This is a genomic window from Roseofilum sp. KMC-1 (assembly GCF_057802075.1).
Window position 1 is genome coordinate 2,364,477 of record NZ_CM173605.1, and the last position, 13,372, is coordinate 2,377,848.

Annotated in this window: 34 protein-coding genes and 1 pseudogene; 19 read left to right on the forward strand and 16 right to left on the reverse strand. The window is 42.3% G+C overall.

Annotated elements, in window-relative coordinates; translation table 11 throughout:
* Positions 1–177 precede the first annotated feature (177 nt).
* Entirely contained in the window at positions 178–444 is a 267-nt protein-coding gene (locus AC3FZD_RS10995; RefSeq protein WP_488740166.1) for a putative toxin-antitoxin system toxin component, PIN family, read from the reverse strand.
* The gene (locus AC3FZD_RS11000; RefSeq protein WP_488740167.1) at positions 431–655 is read right to left on the reverse strand and encodes a hypothetical protein; all 225 of its coding nucleotides are present in this window, start codon (positions 653–655) and stop codon (positions 431–433) included. Before AC3FZD_RS11000 ends, AC3FZD_RS10995 begins: the two co-directional genes overlap by 14 nt.
* Before the next feature lie 5 nt (positions 656–660).
* Between AC3FZD_RS11000 and AC3FZD_RS11005 the strand changes: the two genes are divergently transcribed.
* The 3 genes from AC3FZD_RS11005 to AC3FZD_RS11015 are packed head-to-tail and all read left to right on the forward strand — an operon-like array spanning position 661 to position 1,317.
* Positions 661–816, forward strand: a complete 156-nt coding sequence (locus tag AC3FZD_RS11005) for a hypothetical protein (protein ID WP_488740168.1) — start codon at positions 661–663, stop codon at positions 814–816.
* Positions 817–853: 37 nt separating this feature from the next.
* A complete protein-coding gene (locus AC3FZD_RS11010) occupies positions 854–1,174 on the forward strand; it encodes a nucleotidyltransferase family protein (protein ID WP_488740169.1) in 321 nt (106 codons plus the stop codon).
* Positions 1,171–1,317, forward strand: a complete 147-nt coding sequence (locus AC3FZD_RS11015) for a HepT-like ribonuclease domain-containing protein (protein WP_488740170.1) — start codon at positions 1,171–1,173, stop codon at positions 1,315–1,317. The genes AC3FZD_RS11010 and AC3FZD_RS11015 overlap by 4 nt, the downstream gene beginning before the upstream one ends.
* 7 nt (positions 1,318–1,324) lie before the next feature.
* Here the strand turns inward: AC3FZD_RS11015 and AC3FZD_RS11020 are convergent, their stop codons facing one another.
* On the reverse strand, positions 1,325–1,546 hold the full coding sequence (locus tag AC3FZD_RS11020; protein ID WP_488740171.1) for a hypothetical protein: 222 nt from the start codon (positions 1,544–1,546) through the stop codon (positions 1,325–1,327).
* Between the two features lie 156 nt (positions 1,547–1,702).
* On the opposite strand from AC3FZD_RS11020, the gene tumA reads away from it, so the two are divergent.
* The 3 genes from tumA (at position 1,703) to AC3FZD_RS11035 (ending at position 2,649) form a co-directional block, all read left to right on the forward strand.
* Positions 1,703–1,933 (forward strand): antitoxin TumA, encoded by a 231-nt coding sequence (gene tumA / locus AC3FZD_RS11025; protein WP_488740318.1) that lies wholly within the window; start codon positions 1,703–1,705, stop codon positions 1,931–1,933.
* Positions 1,923–2,312 (forward strand): toxin TumE, encoded by a 390-nt coding sequence (gene tumE, locus AC3FZD_RS11030; protein WP_488740172.1) that lies wholly within the window; start codon positions 1,923–1,925, stop codon positions 2,310–2,312. The genes tumA and tumE overlap by 11 nt, the downstream gene beginning before the upstream one ends.
* A gap of 157 nt (positions 2,313–2,469) precedes the next feature.
* A complete protein-coding gene (locus AC3FZD_RS11035; protein WP_488740173.1) occupies positions 2,470–2,649 on the forward strand; it encodes a hypothetical protein in 180 nt (59 codons plus the stop codon).
* 123 nt (positions 2,650–2,772) lie between these two features.
* Here AC3FZD_RS11035 and AC3FZD_RS11040 read toward each other — a convergent pair whose 3' ends face one another.
* Together AC3FZD_RS11040 and AC3FZD_RS11045 are read right to left on the reverse strand one after the other, a co-directional pair.
* Positions 2,773–3,102, reverse strand: coding sequence for a type II toxin-antitoxin system PemK/MazF family toxin (locus tag AC3FZD_RS11040; protein ID WP_488740174.1), 330 nt, complete (start codon positions 3,100–3,102; stop codon positions 2,773–2,775).
* A complete protein-coding gene (locus tag AC3FZD_RS11045; RefSeq protein ID WP_488740175.1) occupies positions 3,087–3,281 on the reverse strand; it encodes a DUF2281 domain-containing protein in 195 nt (64 codons plus the stop codon). The genes AC3FZD_RS11040 and AC3FZD_RS11045 overlap by 16 nt, the downstream gene beginning before the upstream one ends.
* A gap of 140 nt (positions 3,282–3,421) precedes the next feature.
* Here AC3FZD_RS11045 and AC3FZD_RS11050 point away from each other — a divergent pair, with 140 nt between their 5' ends.
* The gene (locus AC3FZD_RS11050; RefSeq protein WP_488740176.1) at positions 3,422–3,721 is read left to right on the forward strand and encodes a hypothetical protein; all 300 of its coding nucleotides are present in this window, start codon (positions 3,422–3,424) and stop codon (positions 3,719–3,721) included.
* 34 nt (positions 3,722–3,755) lie between these two features.
* Here AC3FZD_RS11050 and AC3FZD_RS11055 read toward each other — a convergent pair whose 3' ends face one another.
* From AC3FZD_RS11055 to AC3FZD_RS11070, 4 genes are all read right to left on the reverse strand, one after another.
* Positions 3,756–4,100, reverse strand: a complete 345-nt coding sequence (locus tag AC3FZD_RS11055) for a hypothetical protein (protein ID WP_283763330.1) — start codon at positions 4,098–4,100, stop codon at positions 3,756–3,758.
* A 222-nt stretch (positions 4,101–4,322) separates the two neighbouring features.
* Complete coding sequence (locus AC3FZD_RS11060; protein ID WP_488740177.1) at positions 4,323–4,655, reverse strand: XisI protein; 333 nt, start codon at positions 4,653–4,655, stop codon at positions 4,323–4,325.
* Positions 4,640–4,996, reverse strand: a complete 357-nt coding sequence (locus AC3FZD_RS11065) for an element excision factor XisH family protein (RefSeq protein WP_488740319.1) — start codon at positions 4,994–4,996, stop codon at positions 4,640–4,642. Before AC3FZD_RS11065 ends, AC3FZD_RS11060 begins: the two co-directional genes overlap by 16 nt.
* Positions 4,997–5,150: 154 nt before the next feature.
* Complete coding sequence (locus AC3FZD_RS11070; RefSeq protein WP_488740178.1) at positions 5,151–5,291, reverse strand: hypothetical protein; 141 nt, start codon at positions 5,289–5,291, stop codon at positions 5,151–5,153.
* Positions 5,292–5,350: 59 nt separating this feature from the next.
* Here AC3FZD_RS11070 and AC3FZD_RS11075 point away from each other — a divergent pair, with 59 nt between their 5' ends.
* The 6 genes from AC3FZD_RS11075 to AC3FZD_RS11100 all read left to right on the forward strand — a co-directional run bounded on the left by AC3FZD_RS11075 (position 5,351) and on the right by AC3FZD_RS11100 (position 7,256).
* The gene (locus AC3FZD_RS11075; protein ID WP_488740179.1) at positions 5,351–5,581 is read left to right on the forward strand and encodes a type II toxin-antitoxin system HicA family toxin; all 231 of its coding nucleotides are present in this window, start codon (positions 5,351–5,353) and stop codon (positions 5,579–5,581) included.
* Positions 5,581–5,799 (forward strand): type II toxin-antitoxin system HicB family antitoxin, encoded by a 219-nt coding sequence (locus tag AC3FZD_RS11080; RefSeq protein WP_488740180.1) that lies wholly within the window; start codon positions 5,581–5,583, stop codon positions 5,797–5,799. The genes AC3FZD_RS11075 and AC3FZD_RS11080 overlap by 1 nt, the downstream gene beginning before the upstream one ends.
* 42 nt (positions 5,800–5,841) lie before the next feature.
* Complete coding sequence (locus AC3FZD_RS11085) at positions 5,842–6,219, forward strand: type II toxin-antitoxin system ParD family antitoxin (RefSeq protein ID WP_488740181.1); 378 nt, start codon at positions 5,842–5,844, stop codon at positions 6,217–6,219.
* Entirely contained in the window at positions 6,212–6,478 is a 267-nt protein-coding gene (locus tag AC3FZD_RS11090; RefSeq protein WP_488740182.1) for a type II toxin-antitoxin system RelE/ParE family toxin, read from the forward strand. The genes AC3FZD_RS11085 and AC3FZD_RS11090 overlap by 8 nt, the downstream gene beginning before the upstream one ends.
* Before the next feature lie 131 nt (positions 6,479–6,609).
* Entirely contained in the window at positions 6,610–7,080 is a 471-nt protein-coding gene (locus AC3FZD_RS11095) for a hypothetical protein (protein WP_488740183.1), read from the forward strand.
* Complete coding sequence (locus AC3FZD_RS11100; RefSeq protein ID WP_283763320.1) at positions 7,077–7,256, forward strand: hypothetical protein; 180 nt, start codon at positions 7,077–7,079, stop codon at positions 7,254–7,256. The genes AC3FZD_RS11095 and AC3FZD_RS11100 overlap by 4 nt, the downstream gene beginning before the upstream one ends.
* Before the next feature lie 227 nt (positions 7,257–7,483).
* Here the strand turns inward: AC3FZD_RS11100 and AC3FZD_RS11105 are convergent.
* Positions 7,484–7,691 (reverse strand): annotated as a pseudogene (locus AC3FZD_RS11105) (type II toxin-antitoxin system HicB family antitoxin).
* A 418-nt stretch (positions 7,692–8,109) separates the two neighbouring features.
* Between AC3FZD_RS11105 and AC3FZD_RS11110 the strand changes: the two are divergent.
* The 4 genes from AC3FZD_RS11110 (at position 8,110) to AC3FZD_RS11125 (ending at position 9,570) form a co-directional block, all read left to right on the forward strand.
* Positions 8,110–8,388: an AbrB/MazE/SpoVT family DNA-binding domain-containing protein gene (locus AC3FZD_RS11110; RefSeq protein WP_488740184.1), complete on the forward strand. Its 279-nt coding sequence runs from the start codon at positions 8,110–8,112 to the stop codon at positions 8,386–8,388.
* Between the two features lie 2 nt (positions 8,389–8,390).
* Positions 8,391–8,801 carry a type II toxin-antitoxin system VapC family toxin gene (locus AC3FZD_RS11115; RefSeq protein WP_488740185.1) on the forward strand — a complete coding sequence of 137 codons (411 nt, stop codon included), beginning with the start codon at positions 8,391–8,393 and terminating at the stop codon, positions 8,799–8,801.
* Between the two features lie 162 nt (positions 8,802–8,963).
* Positions 8,964–9,263 carry a type II toxin-antitoxin system Phd/YefM family antitoxin gene (locus AC3FZD_RS11120; RefSeq protein WP_283763318.1) on the forward strand — a complete coding sequence of 100 codons (300 nt, stop codon included), beginning with the start codon at positions 8,964–8,966 and terminating at the stop codon, positions 9,261–9,263.
* Complete coding sequence (locus AC3FZD_RS11125) at positions 9,238–9,570, forward strand: type II toxin-antitoxin system RelE/ParE family toxin (RefSeq protein WP_488740186.1); 333 nt, start codon at positions 9,238–9,240, stop codon at positions 9,568–9,570. The genes AC3FZD_RS11120 and AC3FZD_RS11125 overlap by 26 nt, the downstream gene beginning before the upstream one ends.
* Before the next feature lie 58 nt (positions 9,571–9,628).
* On the opposite strand, the gene AC3FZD_RS11130 is transcribed toward AC3FZD_RS11125, so the two are convergent.
* From AC3FZD_RS11130 to AC3FZD_RS11145, 4 genes are all read right to left on the reverse strand, one after another.
* Entirely contained in the window at positions 9,629–9,811 is a 183-nt protein-coding gene (locus tag AC3FZD_RS11130) for a hypothetical protein (protein WP_488740187.1), read from the reverse strand.
* Entirely contained in the window at positions 9,808–10,110 is a 303-nt protein-coding gene (locus AC3FZD_RS11135; RefSeq protein WP_488740188.1) for a hypothetical protein, read from the reverse strand. Before AC3FZD_RS11135 ends, AC3FZD_RS11130 begins: the two co-directional genes overlap by 4 nt.
* Positions 10,111–10,260: 150 nt before the next feature.
* A complete protein-coding gene (locus AC3FZD_RS11140; RefSeq protein ID WP_488740174.1) occupies positions 10,261–10,590 on the reverse strand; it encodes a type II toxin-antitoxin system PemK/MazF family toxin in 330 nt (109 codons plus the stop codon).
* Positions 10,575–10,769, reverse strand: a complete 195-nt coding sequence (locus tag AC3FZD_RS11145) for a DUF2281 domain-containing protein (protein ID WP_488740175.1) — start codon at positions 10,767–10,769, stop codon at positions 10,575–10,577. Before AC3FZD_RS11145 ends, AC3FZD_RS11140 begins: the two co-directional genes overlap by 16 nt.
* Positions 10,770–11,008: 239 nt before the next feature.
* Between AC3FZD_RS11145 and AC3FZD_RS11150 the strand changes: the two genes are divergently transcribed.
* Positions 11,009–11,374 (forward strand): helix-turn-helix domain-containing protein, encoded by a 366-nt coding sequence (locus AC3FZD_RS11150; RefSeq protein ID WP_488740189.1) that lies wholly within the window; start codon positions 11,009–11,011, stop codon positions 11,372–11,374.
* Positions 11,375–11,456: 82 nt separating this feature from the next.
* Complete coding sequence (locus tag AC3FZD_RS11155) at positions 11,457–11,771, forward strand: transposase (protein WP_488740190.1); 315 nt, start codon at positions 11,457–11,459, stop codon at positions 11,769–11,771.
* Here AC3FZD_RS11155 and AC3FZD_RS11160 read toward each other — a convergent pair.
* Together AC3FZD_RS11160 and yghU are read right to left on the reverse strand one after the other, a co-directional pair.
* Entirely contained in the window at positions 11,743–12,273 is a 531-nt protein-coding gene (locus tag AC3FZD_RS11160; RefSeq protein WP_488740191.1) for a hypothetical protein, read from the reverse strand. The two genes, AC3FZD_RS11155 and AC3FZD_RS11160, sit on opposite strands and share 29 nt — an antisense overlap.
* A gap of 49 nt (positions 12,274–12,322) precedes the next feature.
* Complete coding sequence (yghU, locus tag AC3FZD_RS11165) at positions 12,323–13,180, reverse strand: glutathione-dependent disulfide-bond oxidoreductase (protein WP_488740192.1); 858 nt, start codon at positions 13,178–13,180, stop codon at positions 12,323–12,325.
* Positions 13,181–13,372: the final 192 nt, after the last annotated feature.

The following is a 13,372-nucleotide window of genomic DNA, read 5'->3' on the forward strand; positions in this document are numbered from 1 at the left end:
ACAATCTTGAGCTATTTTGTAGGGTGCGTTAATTAACGTACCCTGCGGGATCTGGGAAAGGCGATCGCCTCTTCCATCCTCTCCCCCACCCCAAGAAACCGGGTTTTTCGGGTCGTTGCGTCTTCAGCGATGTCCGTAACAAAAACCCGGTTTCTGAAGCTGATGTTAATTTGTAGTTTATATTGATACCACTTGCAAAAAATCTTGAGGAGTTACAATAGGAATACTTCTAAAGGGATGAAGTTCTAACAAATCCTTATCTCCAGTGATAATATAACTCGCATTGCCCGATATCGCTAGTTCTAGAAATTTGTTATCCTTGGGATCTCGACAACTATCAATAGTTTCAGTAATTTCAATAACTTCTGCTTCTCTATAGAAGCTCAAGATTAAAGCACTGACTACTACATTAGTGTCAATCACAACTCTGTTAGTTGTCATCATTAAGGATTGAGTCGAGAATTTCTGGAGTCATGCCATTGGCAATAGCCTGCTGACTTGCTTCTTCCATGATTTCTAGAAGGGGCTTTTGATTCATAGATTTTTTGAGCATTACATTAATAAACATGACGATTTTCTGTTGTTGTTCCGGTTCAGATTCTCGGTAATATTTGGCAAGTTCAGCATCTACTGGAATAGTAATAGTTTCCATCATCGGCTATGGGATTATTAATTGGGTATTATTCTAATATAGCCTTTTTAAGGGAGAGGGTATGCGATCGCCTGAGATTTAAGCGGCAACTGAACTTGGACTGGGAGGGGTTATACCGTCGTCTTGGCAATACTCAAGATAACTGGCGATCGCTTAAGTTATAATCAATTCAAGACATTCAACTTATAATATGCATCCATAATGAGTATCACTGACACTCAAGCTATCACGTCTGAAACCATCCTGGAATCTCTCAGGGAAATCTTCCCTCACATTCAGAAACAATACCAAATTAATCAGCTAGGACTTTTTGGTTCCTATGTTCGAGGAGAAGCTACAGAAACGAGCGATATTGATTTACTGGTTGAATTTAGCCCGGACATAAATTTTGGTCTAATTACCTACTGTCAACTGGAAAACTACCTGAGTGAAAGACTAGGTAAAAAAGTCGATCTAGTTACTAAAGATGGCTTAAAACCCTATATTGGCCAACATATCCTTGAAGAAGTGGTTTACCTATGAACCGCACTATCAAAGACTATTTACAAGATATTATCGATGCGATCGACAACGCAGAAGAATTTATCAAAGGTTTTGATTTTGATACCTTTGAATCCGATCAAAAAACCATATTTGCCGTTACCCGTGCTATAGAAATCAATTGAAACCATGCTAGACACCCTCAAACAGTAAACAACCCAAGAAACCGGGTTTTTCGGGTCGTTGCGTCTTAAGCGATACCGGTAGCAAAAACCCGGTTTCTGGATCTTCGGAGGGACAATGGGGGCGATAAAACTCCGTTTCGCTTTCCGCAAGCGGACATGAACGCGATCGCCTGAGATTTAAGCCACAACTGAACTTGGACTCGGAGGCATTATACCCTCTTCTTGGCAATACTCAAGATAAGTGGCGATCTTGAGGATTGGCGATCGCCCTTTCCCAAACACCCCAAAATGCGATCGCCTTTTCTCTATTTCAACTCAGGGCGATCGCTAATTTGCTAAAATTTGAGTAATGGCCAACTTTAACAACACAAATCAACTCCTTACAATGCGTAAACAGACCATTCAATATACATCACCATTAGATGCCTTAGTTGCCGTTTCCAAACGCTTGAGCTTGTATGAGAATCAGCAAAAAATGAACTCTGAAGAATTCTTTAATCAATACAACCAAGGATTATTACCAGATGATGTCCTATTTATAGAATGGGCAAATGATTACCGTAATTACTTGGCTTTGCATCAAGAAATAGAGAAACGACTCAGCTATGTTGCCTAGTCTTTTAACTGATTATCTTGAGCAAATCGAGCAAGAAATTCAAGAATGTAAAAATATTTATGTTGAACGGTACGAAGAAGAAATTCTGACACCAACACGCGCTAATCTGAGAATTCGATTACGCTTTAATCAAACACACTTACTAGAAATAAATGAAGCAATCATAGTTGTAGAAAATCAATTAGAATTTCTTGATTACCGTTATCACTTTCAAGATGAACAAAATGAACTGATTTTTCGTTATGATAGCACGCCTCACTTCCCCAATCTACCTAATTTTCCTCATCACAAGCATTTACCAGATAATGTAATCATGGCTGAAAAACCTGCAATTCCTCAAGTTTTACAAGAAGTAATTGAGCTGATGAGGGAAAAATAGCGATCGCTCTTTCCAAAACACCCCTAAATGCGATCGCCTTTTCTTGGGTTCAATTCAGTTAGTGGTAGGTGCGTTATTCGGTCATAAATTTTGAACTTAATCAGTCAATTAAAAAGCCCGACGTAACGCACCGAAATTTCCAATCATTAACTGTCTTGTGGTGCGTTACGCGGGGAATCAAGTTTACTCGAATTCGGCCAAAGTTAATTCCCCCGCTAACACACCCTACCTGGAAAGCTACCCGGTAAGCGATCGCCCATTTTCCCAGAAGGCGATCGCCCTTTTTCCCCAGAAAGCGATCGCCTTTTGGGGGTGTAGTGATTTTGGGGGGCGATAAAACTCCGTTTCGCTTTCCGCAAGCGGACATGAACGCGATCGCCTCAGATTTAAGCAGCAACTGAACTTGGACTTCGAGGAGTTAAACCGTCGTCTTGGTAATACTCAAGATAACCGGCGATCGCTATTGGATAATTTCAACAATTTTGGCGATCGCCTCGTTTAATTTCTCCGGCTTCAGTTTTCCAGCTCTGTACAGTATGATTCCTCGATCGGCCGTAAACAAACGATTGGGTCTAATATTACTGTTTTGCTTCAGTCCACCCTCACTGAAATCATCAGTTTCCAGAGGGATTCCATAGCGATCGCTAATTTTCTGGCTCGTAATTTGACACAGGATTACGTCATCTCCTGTTACAGTGGCTATAATACAAGCTGGTCTGCGCTTGGCTTGGGTTAAATCTGAAAAGGGGAAAGGAACAACAACCACATCCCCTTTTACAAATTCTTCCATGCTTCATCCTCCTCTGGGCATAACCAATCTTTTTCTAAAGAGGATTGACTGAGCAGGCTAGTTTCTAATGTATTGCCATCTCGTTTTTGTTTCAGAAATAGTAAAAAATCCCAGACTTCTTCTAACATAGGTTCAGGGAGATTTTCTACTTCTTTGAGAAACAACTCTTTAATGTCCATACGGCTGGATCTAATATTAGGGGCTTCGATTATAGCATTTCTTATGGTCGATTTCAAAGGGCGATCGCCTTTTAATGATTGGGGGGCGATCATGCGACCCATCGCTGGCGCGAAGCCTGAGATTTAAGCAGCAACTGAACTTGGACTTGGAGGAGTTAAACCGTCTTGTTGGCAATACTCAAGGTAACTGGCGATCGCATCTTGAGCATTGGCGATCGCCTTTTAGGGGTTTAGTGATTTTGGGGGGCGATCGCCATCCGATCGCATCTGAAGTAACCCATCAAGCTATTTCTGCATCAGAAGTTCTCATTGAATGTTGCAAACGTCTCAAGCGTTCTTGTCTTGTGGTATTTTCTAGCTGCATTGTAATATTTTCTAACTCTAAAGTTGTCGCTTCAAGTGCTAAACGACTGCGGCGTAGATTTACCAACAATCTCTGATTAGTTGTCGCTTCAGGGATATACGGTTGCTTACTCATGGCAAATTCCACTCATTTTTGACTTCTTGAATGCTTCGCTCCATAGCCGGAATTTCTACCTGGAGACGCTCTACTGATTGATAGACTAAGTTTAGCATATCGGCTGAAATTGTCGGTTGAACCTCAGCGATGCGTAACTGGAAGTTAGACAACCGAGAAAACCAAGGAGAAGCGCGATCGGATACATTTTTTAACTCATCTAGTAGAGGGATCGTATCATTCGTTTCTCCAAACTGTTCAAATAAAGTCAATTCTGCTGAAGTTGCACTATCAATAATATCCAACAATTGCCGCTTTAAATTCCAGATAGTTTCTTCAAGATCGCTAGAGATTTTTGCCATATTTGATTAATGACTGATAATTTCTTAATGATTGTAACTCTGAAGTAACCACTTTTTGTATCCAGGAGAAGCAAAAACCTGGTTTCTGAGTCTCAGGCGATAGGCGAGCCATTGCTGGGGCGATAATGGGAGACATCGTTCAGGCGATCGCACTGGAGAAGGGGTTGTGGGGGCGATAAAACTCCGTTTCGCTTCGTGATCGCATGGATGAGAAAGGTGCTACTAGGCGATCGCAAAATCAGTCAGCTTTCGATGTTCCGGATGATAGAATGCCAATACAATATCCCCTTTATCCACACCGCGATCGAGCAGCTCTTGAGCAATCCCTTCCTCTGTTTCATCTCGCTCGATCCAAATTTTGCCCTCGGCAATGCGTAGATGTAAAATCGTACTGTGGACTCGGCGAATGCCATTCCAGCCAAAACTCAATAAGAGAAAACTGTGGCGATCGCAAATCGCTTGTAGTTCAATCTCACCATAGCTGGGTTTATACTTGGCATACTCATTAACCACACTGCTAATAATTTGGGCATAGCTATCTAGTTTACAATCCATGTGACGATTTCCTCCTGTTCTGGATTAAAAACGACATAATAAATTTGGCGTTCTTTGACAAACAATTGGATTGAAGGACGTTGAAAGAATGTCTCATAAATCTTTTCTGGAATAGCTAGATAAAGAGCGCGATCGTCCTCTTGTTTGGCAATAAACGTTGAATAGAGATAATACTGTCCAACAGCTCGTTCTAGCTCGGTTACAGGAGAAGAGCTGCCAAACACTTTAACTTCAATGGCAATCTTTTCACGCTCTTTCTGAGCAGCAATAATTTTTTCTGCTCCCAGATCCGCATAAACCGTTAAATCTTCAAACTGAATTACCAAAGGATCGTCAGTAATTGTTCAGCCCTCTTTAACCAGAGCAACTCTAACACTATCATGATAAAGATCCAGTCGAGGCATCGGTTACAAGTGTAAATAAGATTGGACTTTAAGTATAACTCACGGAACGGGTACAACAACATAAGGCTATCAGTCTGCGATCGCCTGAGATTTAAGCAGCAACTGAATTTGGACTCGGAGGGGTTAAACCGTCTTCTTGGCAATACTCAAGATAACCGGCGATCGCTTCTTTGGAATTGGCGATCGCCTGAGATTTAAGCAGCAACTGACATAGTGCGATGGGTTTCTTCAAAACGCTCTAATAAAGCTAATTCAAGTGATATAATTTCATCTTAGAGTATAGCTATAAAGATGCCGAGAAAACTTCGAGAACTCAAAGCTGAAATTACCCGTGCTGGATTTGTGTATTTACCAAAACGAGGAAAAGGAAGTCACGAACGCTGGCGACACCCTCTCCTGAAAAAAACACTCACCATTTCCGGTAAAAATGGCTCTGATGTACCCCCTTACCTAGAAAAACAAGTGGCTCAGTTATTACTTGAATTAGCCGATATCGAAAACAAACAGGAGAATGACGAGTGATGAATCAGTACACTACAATTATTCAGTGGTCAGAAGAAGATAATCTGTTTCTAGTTACCATTCCAGAATTTGCTGACCGCGTGATAATGCCTTGCACTCATGGAACAACTCGTGCAGAAGCGATTAAAAATGCGGAAGAAGCGATCGAGATGTATCTAGACGCTTGGAATGAAGAAGGAGAGCCAATTCCTGAACCGCAATTTTTGCAAACAGCTTAACTTGGCAACTGAATTTGGACTCGGAGGGGTTAAACCCTCTTCTTGGCAATACTCAAGATAACCGGCGATCACATCTTGAGCATTGGCGATCGCACGGAAGTTATGGCAATAATTGCTATTTTTTGCCATGATAGAAGAAATCTTCAAAATGGTTATGCTATGAAAACCATGAATGTCTCTCTTCCCGATCCCATGCGGGATTATATCGATCGCCAAGTTCAGAGCGGAGGTTATGGGAGTGCCAGTGAATATATCCGCGATCTGATTCGTCAAGACCAAAAGCGCAAAGCTCAAGAACAGTTGGAAACCATGCTCCTCGAAGGACTCAACTCTGGTGATGCCACTCAAATGAGCGATCGCGACTGGCAAGAAATTCGCCAAGCCGTTCGTGATAAGTTGAATCAAAAGCAACATGGTTGAAATTCGCAAGCGTCCGCAGGTTATTCGCGACTTAATTGATATTGCTACCTATATTGCTAACACTAATCTGGATCTAAGCGATCGTTTTCTTCAAGCAGCAGAAGAAACCTTTCAACAACTTGGACAGATGCCAGAAATGGGCAAGCGCTGTCAATTTTATCATCCTGAATTACAAAATATTCGTCAAATAGGAGTCAAGGAGTTTAGCAAGTATATTATTTTTTACATATTGGGAGAGAGAGTCGTTGAAATCATCTGAGTTATTCATGGAGCGCGAGATCTAGAAAATCTTTTGACAGAAGACGATCCGACAGCATGAGAGAAGATTAAGCGATAAAACTCCGTTTTCGGCTGTCGCCGAAACGCCTGAGATTTAAGCAGCAACTGAACTTGGACTTGGAGGAGTTAAACCGTCTTGTTGGCAATACTCAAGATAACTGGCGATCGCATCTTGAGAAGCTCAGTCATAAAGTGTCTCGTCAAGAAATCCCGTTTTTCCTTAAAATTGATAAACAATACAGTTACCCTCTACTGATGTCTGATATATTCATTACCATTCGTAACCAAGACGGATATGCGATGCCATCCAATCAAGGCACAATTTTTGTGGCTATCCTTGAGCAAGACGGTACTCTCCTGAGCCAAAAAGCTGTCAACCAACGTTGGGCAGATGCCCAATTTGCCGATCTTCCTCCTGGTAATTACACCGCCATTGCCTTTCATGAATCAGTAAACCCTCCAGGAGCCAGTCAAGATGTTACCCTAGCAATAAACGAACTCCTCGAAGTTCGCTTTATTTACCTTGAACCCGAACAACAATTACTCCAAATCAGAATCAATACCTTACCCATTGAGCCATGACTATTGAAAATCATACCATTAACGATTCAGAATCCATCCGTGCTTATGAAAATCGTATTCGGATTTTCACCCATGATCTTCAACAAGAAAAAGATCCTAAAAAACGTGCTATCACTGCCCTTTATCTGGCAGAAGCGGCAACGACTCTAGCTCGTTTAGAAACCCAGCAAAGTTGATTGATACAGCTTAAGGATTACACAGGGAACTTTCACTGGCGACTTCTAACAGTCGCTGTGCGATAAAACTCCGTTTTCGGCTGTCGCCGAAACCCCTGAGATTTAAGCGGCAACTGAACTTGGACTGGGAGGGGTTAAACCGTCTTCTTGGCAATACTCAAGGTAAGTTTTCAAGATCCAGCCATTACTTTCCAAGATCTTACAGAAATTTTTCCCAGAAACTAACTTCATACTGCAATTTCGACAATGCGATCGGTTTCTTGGATCGGGGCGCTTTCATTGGCGACTTCTAACCATCCCATAATTGCTTCTTGTAGATTGTCCATCACTTCTTCCCAAGACTCTCCCTTTCACTGCTATACATCCAGGTAGAGCTGGTACTTCTGCCCAGTATCCACCCTCTTGGGCTTCGTGAATAATCGCCTTAATTTTCATGATTGAGTTGAGTCAAGTATGGATTGAATTTAGCATTCTTGATGGCGATCGCCAAGGGATCTCTTCAAGACTTGCATGGGTGAACCAGTTGTGGGGGCAATAATGTGACCCAATCCCTTCGGGAATCACAGAGCTGTTAGGTGATAAAACTTCGTTTCGCTGGCACGATCGCCTGAGATTTAAGCAGCAACTGAACTTGGACTTGGAGGAGTTAAACCGTCTTGTTGGCAAAACTCAAGATAACTGGCGATCTTGAGGATTGGCGATCGCTTCTCCATTCGCCTCAAATGCGATCGCGTTCATGTCCGCTTGCGGAAAGCGTTTCATGTCAGCGATAGCCGAAAACGGAGTTTTATCGCCCCCAAAAAACAAAGCTCTGGTATGGTAGGAAACATGAAGGATATAACAGAATCTATCGATGAACTCCATATCACCCTCTCAACCCTTAGAGCAGTATAGCCTCCAACTAGGAGCCGAAGGTTGTATCGTTCTTCCAGTTTCCCTACAGAAACAGCTCAACTTACAAGAAGGCGATCGTTTTATTCTGATAGTAGAAGCTGACAAAACCTTACGCCTAGTCAGCTTGCGCGAACAAGTCCAAAAACTGCAAGGACTCTTCAAGGATATTGCTCCCGATGTTAGTTTAGCCGATGAACTTATTCAAGAGCGTCGCCAACAAGCACGTCGGGAGAGTTAGTCGTGAGTCAAAACCCTTGTGCTGTTCTGGATGCCTCGGCTCTTCTTGCCTATCTCCAAGGAGAACCAGGGAGCAATCGCCTTGCTCAAATCTTAGTACAAGGAGCCGTCATTAGCGCTATTAACTGGGCAGAAACTCTCTCTAAACTGGCGGAACGAGGTCAAGATCCTGATGCGATAGTCACTCAATTAATCGATTTAGGTGTCCTGAACAATGCTCTATCGATCTATGCAGTAGACGAAGAATTAGCTCGTGATATAGCTAAACTACGCCCCTTACCCCGCTCTTTAGGTCTTTCCCTGGGAGATAGGGCTTGCCTTGCCCTAGCATTGAAGTTGAATTTACCAGCACTCACCACCGATCGCATCTGGGAAAATCTCAATTTGAGCGTTCAGGTGCAAGTGATTCGATAATCTATTCATATTATCCCACGTTCGTCAACCCCTAAAAATATATTGGCTTATACAGCTTAACTATTGGCGATCGCCTTTTGGGGGTTTAGTGATTTTGGGGGGCGATCACTCTACTCACTCATGCTAACATTAAATTTAGTGCAAATTGAGTAAAACCCTATTATGCTCAACTTAAGTCGCGATATTCAGTCCCTTTCTAACTTCAAGAGAAATACATCTGAGTTTATCGAACAGATGAAACAAACCGGTAGCCCCATGGTATTGACTGTCAATGGTAAAGCTGAATTAGTCGTTCAAGATGCTGCATCTTATCAAAAACTTCTAGAGGCGATCGAATACTTGGAAACCATTACTGGTATTCAACAAGGATTAGACGATCTCAATGCTGGAAGAGTCCGACCTTTAGAAGCATTTACGAAAGAAATGCAACAGAAACATGGAATTCCAAGTTCAGATTACTAAAGGTGCGGAAATTGAAATTGAAGTGGCTTATGAGTGGTTAAAAGAGCGGAACCCAAGCTACGGCCATCAGTGGTTTCGCAAATTAATGGATAAACTTGCTACATTACAAATCAAGCCCCGACGCTGCGCTTTAGCCATTGAAAATGATGTGTTTCCGGAAGAAGTTCGACAACTGCTCTATGGAAAAAGTCCCAATGTTTATCGAATATTATTTGTAATTCGCAATGATATAGTATACATCATTCATGTTCGTCATAGCAAACAAGCACTCCTAACGGCTGAAGATCGGGATGAAGAGGCAGAGTAAAGGCGATAATGCGACCCATCGCTGGCACGATCGCCTCTTGAGCATTAGCGATCGCCTTTTACTCAACTGAAGAAACTTGTTTGAGTCGCTTGAGACGTTGTTGCCTAATATTGCTCTCTAATCGTTCAATCACCTCTTGCAACTCCAAACCCGCTAACTCCATTTCCTGACAACTACGATGCGCTTTGCTCAGAGTTTTCTGTACTTGGGAGCGATCGGGGAATCCAGATGTTTCATTCATGATAAATTCCAATCTACCTTAATTTCTTGTGTACTCTGTTTCAAAGTAGGCACTCGGCCAGAGATTGCCCCTATTCGATCGTCTAACAATGTTAACAGATCTTGAGAGGCGATCGGTTGCGATTCGGCAATTCTAATTTGTAGAATCGACAATTGAGAAAATCGTTCTTTAGCTTGTTCAGCGATTTCGGTGAGTTGATCTAAAGCTTCAATAGTGCGATCGGTTTCTCCAAAACGCTCTAATAAAGCTAACTCAGCAGCTTTGGCTTCATCGACAATATCTAATAAGTCTTGTTTCAAGTTTCAAATCAGGGTGCTACGATCTGAGGATAATTTAGCCATTTGGCGATCGTTAATTAGTGTCACTCACATAATATAGCAGCAACTGAACTTGGACTGGGAGGGGTTAAACCCAGAAGTGTTGGCAATACTCAAGGTAAGTGGCGATCGCTATTGGATAATTTCAACAATTTTGGCGATCGCCTCGTTTAATTTCTCCGGCTTCAGTTTTCCAGCTCTGTACAGTATGATTCCTCGATCGGCCGTAAACAAACGATTGGGTCTAATATTACTGTTTTGCTTCAGTCCACCCTCACTGAAATCATCAGTTTCCAGAGGGATTCCATAGCGATCGCTAATTTTCTGGCTCGTAATTTGACACAGGATTACGTCATCTCCTGTTACAGTGGCTATAATACAAGCTGGTCTGCGCTTGGCTTGGGTTAAATCTGAAAAGGGGAAAGGAACAACAACCACATCCCCTTTTACAAATTCTTCCATGCTTCATCCTCCTCTGGGCATAACCAATCTTTTTCTAAAGAGGATTGACTGAGCAGGCTAGTTTCTAATGTATTGCCATCTCGTTTTTGTTTCAGAAATAGTAAAAAATCCCAGACTTCTTCTAACATAGGTTCAGGGAGATTTTCTACTTCTTTGAGAAACAACTCTTTAATGTCCATACGGCTGGATCTAATATTAGGGGCTTCGATTATAGCATTTCTTATGGTCGATTTCAAAGGGCGATCGCCTTTTAATGATTGGGGGGCGATCATGCGACCCATCGCTGGCGCGAAGCCTGAGATTTAAGCAGCAACTGAACTTGGACTTGGAGGAGTTAAACCGTCTTGTTGGCAATACTCAAGATACAGCGCTTCGCGCTGTAATAGTGTACAGTGAAGAAATAGAGGTTATGGAGTAGATGATGAAAGCATATAGTGTAGACTTACGAGAAAAAATTGTGAAAGCGCATCTAGTAGAAAACTACTCAATTAGACAAGTGGCCGCGAGATTTTCAGTGAGTAAAAATTTAGTTCACAAGTTGGTCAAACAACAAAAAACAGAAGGAAATGTAGAGCCAAAACGCCGAGGCAAGCCCCAGTTTAGTCATCTGACAAGTGTTGAAGCTCAAGAGCAAGTGAAAGCCTTAGTAGAAAAACATATAGATGCCACTCTAGGGGAACTTTGTGAATTCTTTGCCGAAGCGACCGGTAATTGGGTAAGTCCTACAGCCATGTGTCGCTGTTTACAGAGATTAGGGTTATCTCGTAAAAAAAACGAGGCATAGCAGTCAAGCAGCAACCGAAAAAGTACAAAAACTAAGAGTAGAATATTGGGAAAAAATTAAAGAAATAGAGCCAGAGAACTTGGTGTTTATTGATGATTGTCTCCTACCCAAATTATGGCCAGGCGCAGTGGTCGTGATGGATAATTTACCGGTTCATAAACTCGCCTCAATTGTCTCTAAAATTGAAGCAGTGGGTGCTAGTGTCATCTATTTATCTCCTTATTCTCCAGATTTTAATCCCATTGAAATGTGGTGGTCACAACTGAAGTCTTTTGTCTTCGCTTTTGCTCCTACTACCCGTGCTATGATTGATGCTCTTCTATCCGTAGCTCTTAAGTTGATCGATCCTGAACCGTTAAAAAACTGGTTTACTCATTGTTGTTACTGTCCCTCATAACAGCGCAAAGCGCTGTATCTCCTACAATAGTATCATAAATTAGCCCTAATGTTCGCCAATTATCTGGAAATTTATTTTCAATAACTTCAAGAATGAAAGAAAGAGACTCATCATTTTTTGCTATCTCTAAAGTCTTTTTAAGACAGTCTAGAGTCAGTGTGTTCTCTTCCCTTTTTAAAATTGCCCAACCTGAACAAGAAAACTCTAACTCTCCTGGCTCTGGAAAAACATACAGTCTAGTTTCTGACTCTTTGACTTCAGATAAAGAAGATAATTTTATTTTCTTGTGATTGATAAAGTGTAATCTCCCCCATGAATTTAGAGCTTCTACCAATTCTTCAGATTTTTGACGAATATCTTGAAATTCATCATTATCATGAAAATCTTTAGACCAAAGCCAAAAACCTTCCGTATTTTCTGTGATTTTAATTTGATCTTCAGCCAGCCTCCGTTGTAAATAGTACAACTCTTGTTTATCTCCAGAAATTGAGACTTTCCACATTTTGTCTAACCTCCACAAACTCTCATTAGTAAGGGTTCTGGCATTCACCCTAACGCGAAGCACTAGGCGTTTCAAAATCACTGGCCGAGTGTCGCTCGTGCAGTTGCTCCTCCTCTGGCCCCCATGTCCGGTTGACCCTGCGTCCCCGTTGCACGGCTGGCCGGGAGTCAATTGCCTCGGCCCACCTCATGAGATGGGTATAGGATTGTACATCAAGAAACTTACCCGCATCATAGAGCTTACCCAATGTCAGCGACCCATACCAGGGCCAGATGGCAATATCACCAATGGTATAAGCTTCACCACAGATGTACTGCTTATCTGCTAACTGCCGGTTGAGGACATCAAGCTGGCGCTTCGTCTCCATGGTAAAACGGTCAATGCAGTATTTAATTTTCGTCGGTGCATAACTATAAAAATGCCCAAACCCACCGCCAACATAGGGCGCTGAACCCATCTGCCAAAAGAGCCAGGATAGGCATTCTGTGCGTGCAGCAGCCTCAGTGGGTAGGAAGGCGGCAAATTTTTCGGCTAGATAGAGCAGGATAGAGCCAGATTCAAAGATGCGAGTTTCCGGGGTTGTGCTGCGGTCAACCAGAGCAGGAATCTTAGAATTGGGATTAATAGCTACAAAACCACTGCCAAATTGATCCCCCTCCTGAATTTTAATCGGATAAGCATCGTACTCGGCTTCAGAAATACCCAGGGCTAACAATTCTTCGAGCAGAATCGTCACTTTTTGACCATTGGGCGTGGCTAGGGAGTAGAGTTGCAGGGGATGATTGCCTACGGGTAATTCTTTCTCATGGGTCGGCCCGGCAATGGGCCGATTGATTTTTGACCAGGTTCCGCCACTGTCGGTATCGGGTTGCCAGACTTGGGGAGGGGTGTATGAGGGTGTGTCCATGAATCAATTAACAATTAACAATTAACAATGAGACATTGTTGTAGGGGCGGGTTATACCCAAATATTGTAGACTGACAACTATTTTTGTATTCATGTCCGCGAAGCGGAAACCCGCCCTCCCTATTTTATTGAGTTTCACTTTGTTCAACCCAACCTACATTTAGGGGACATATCTACAATTTGCGTAAGTCC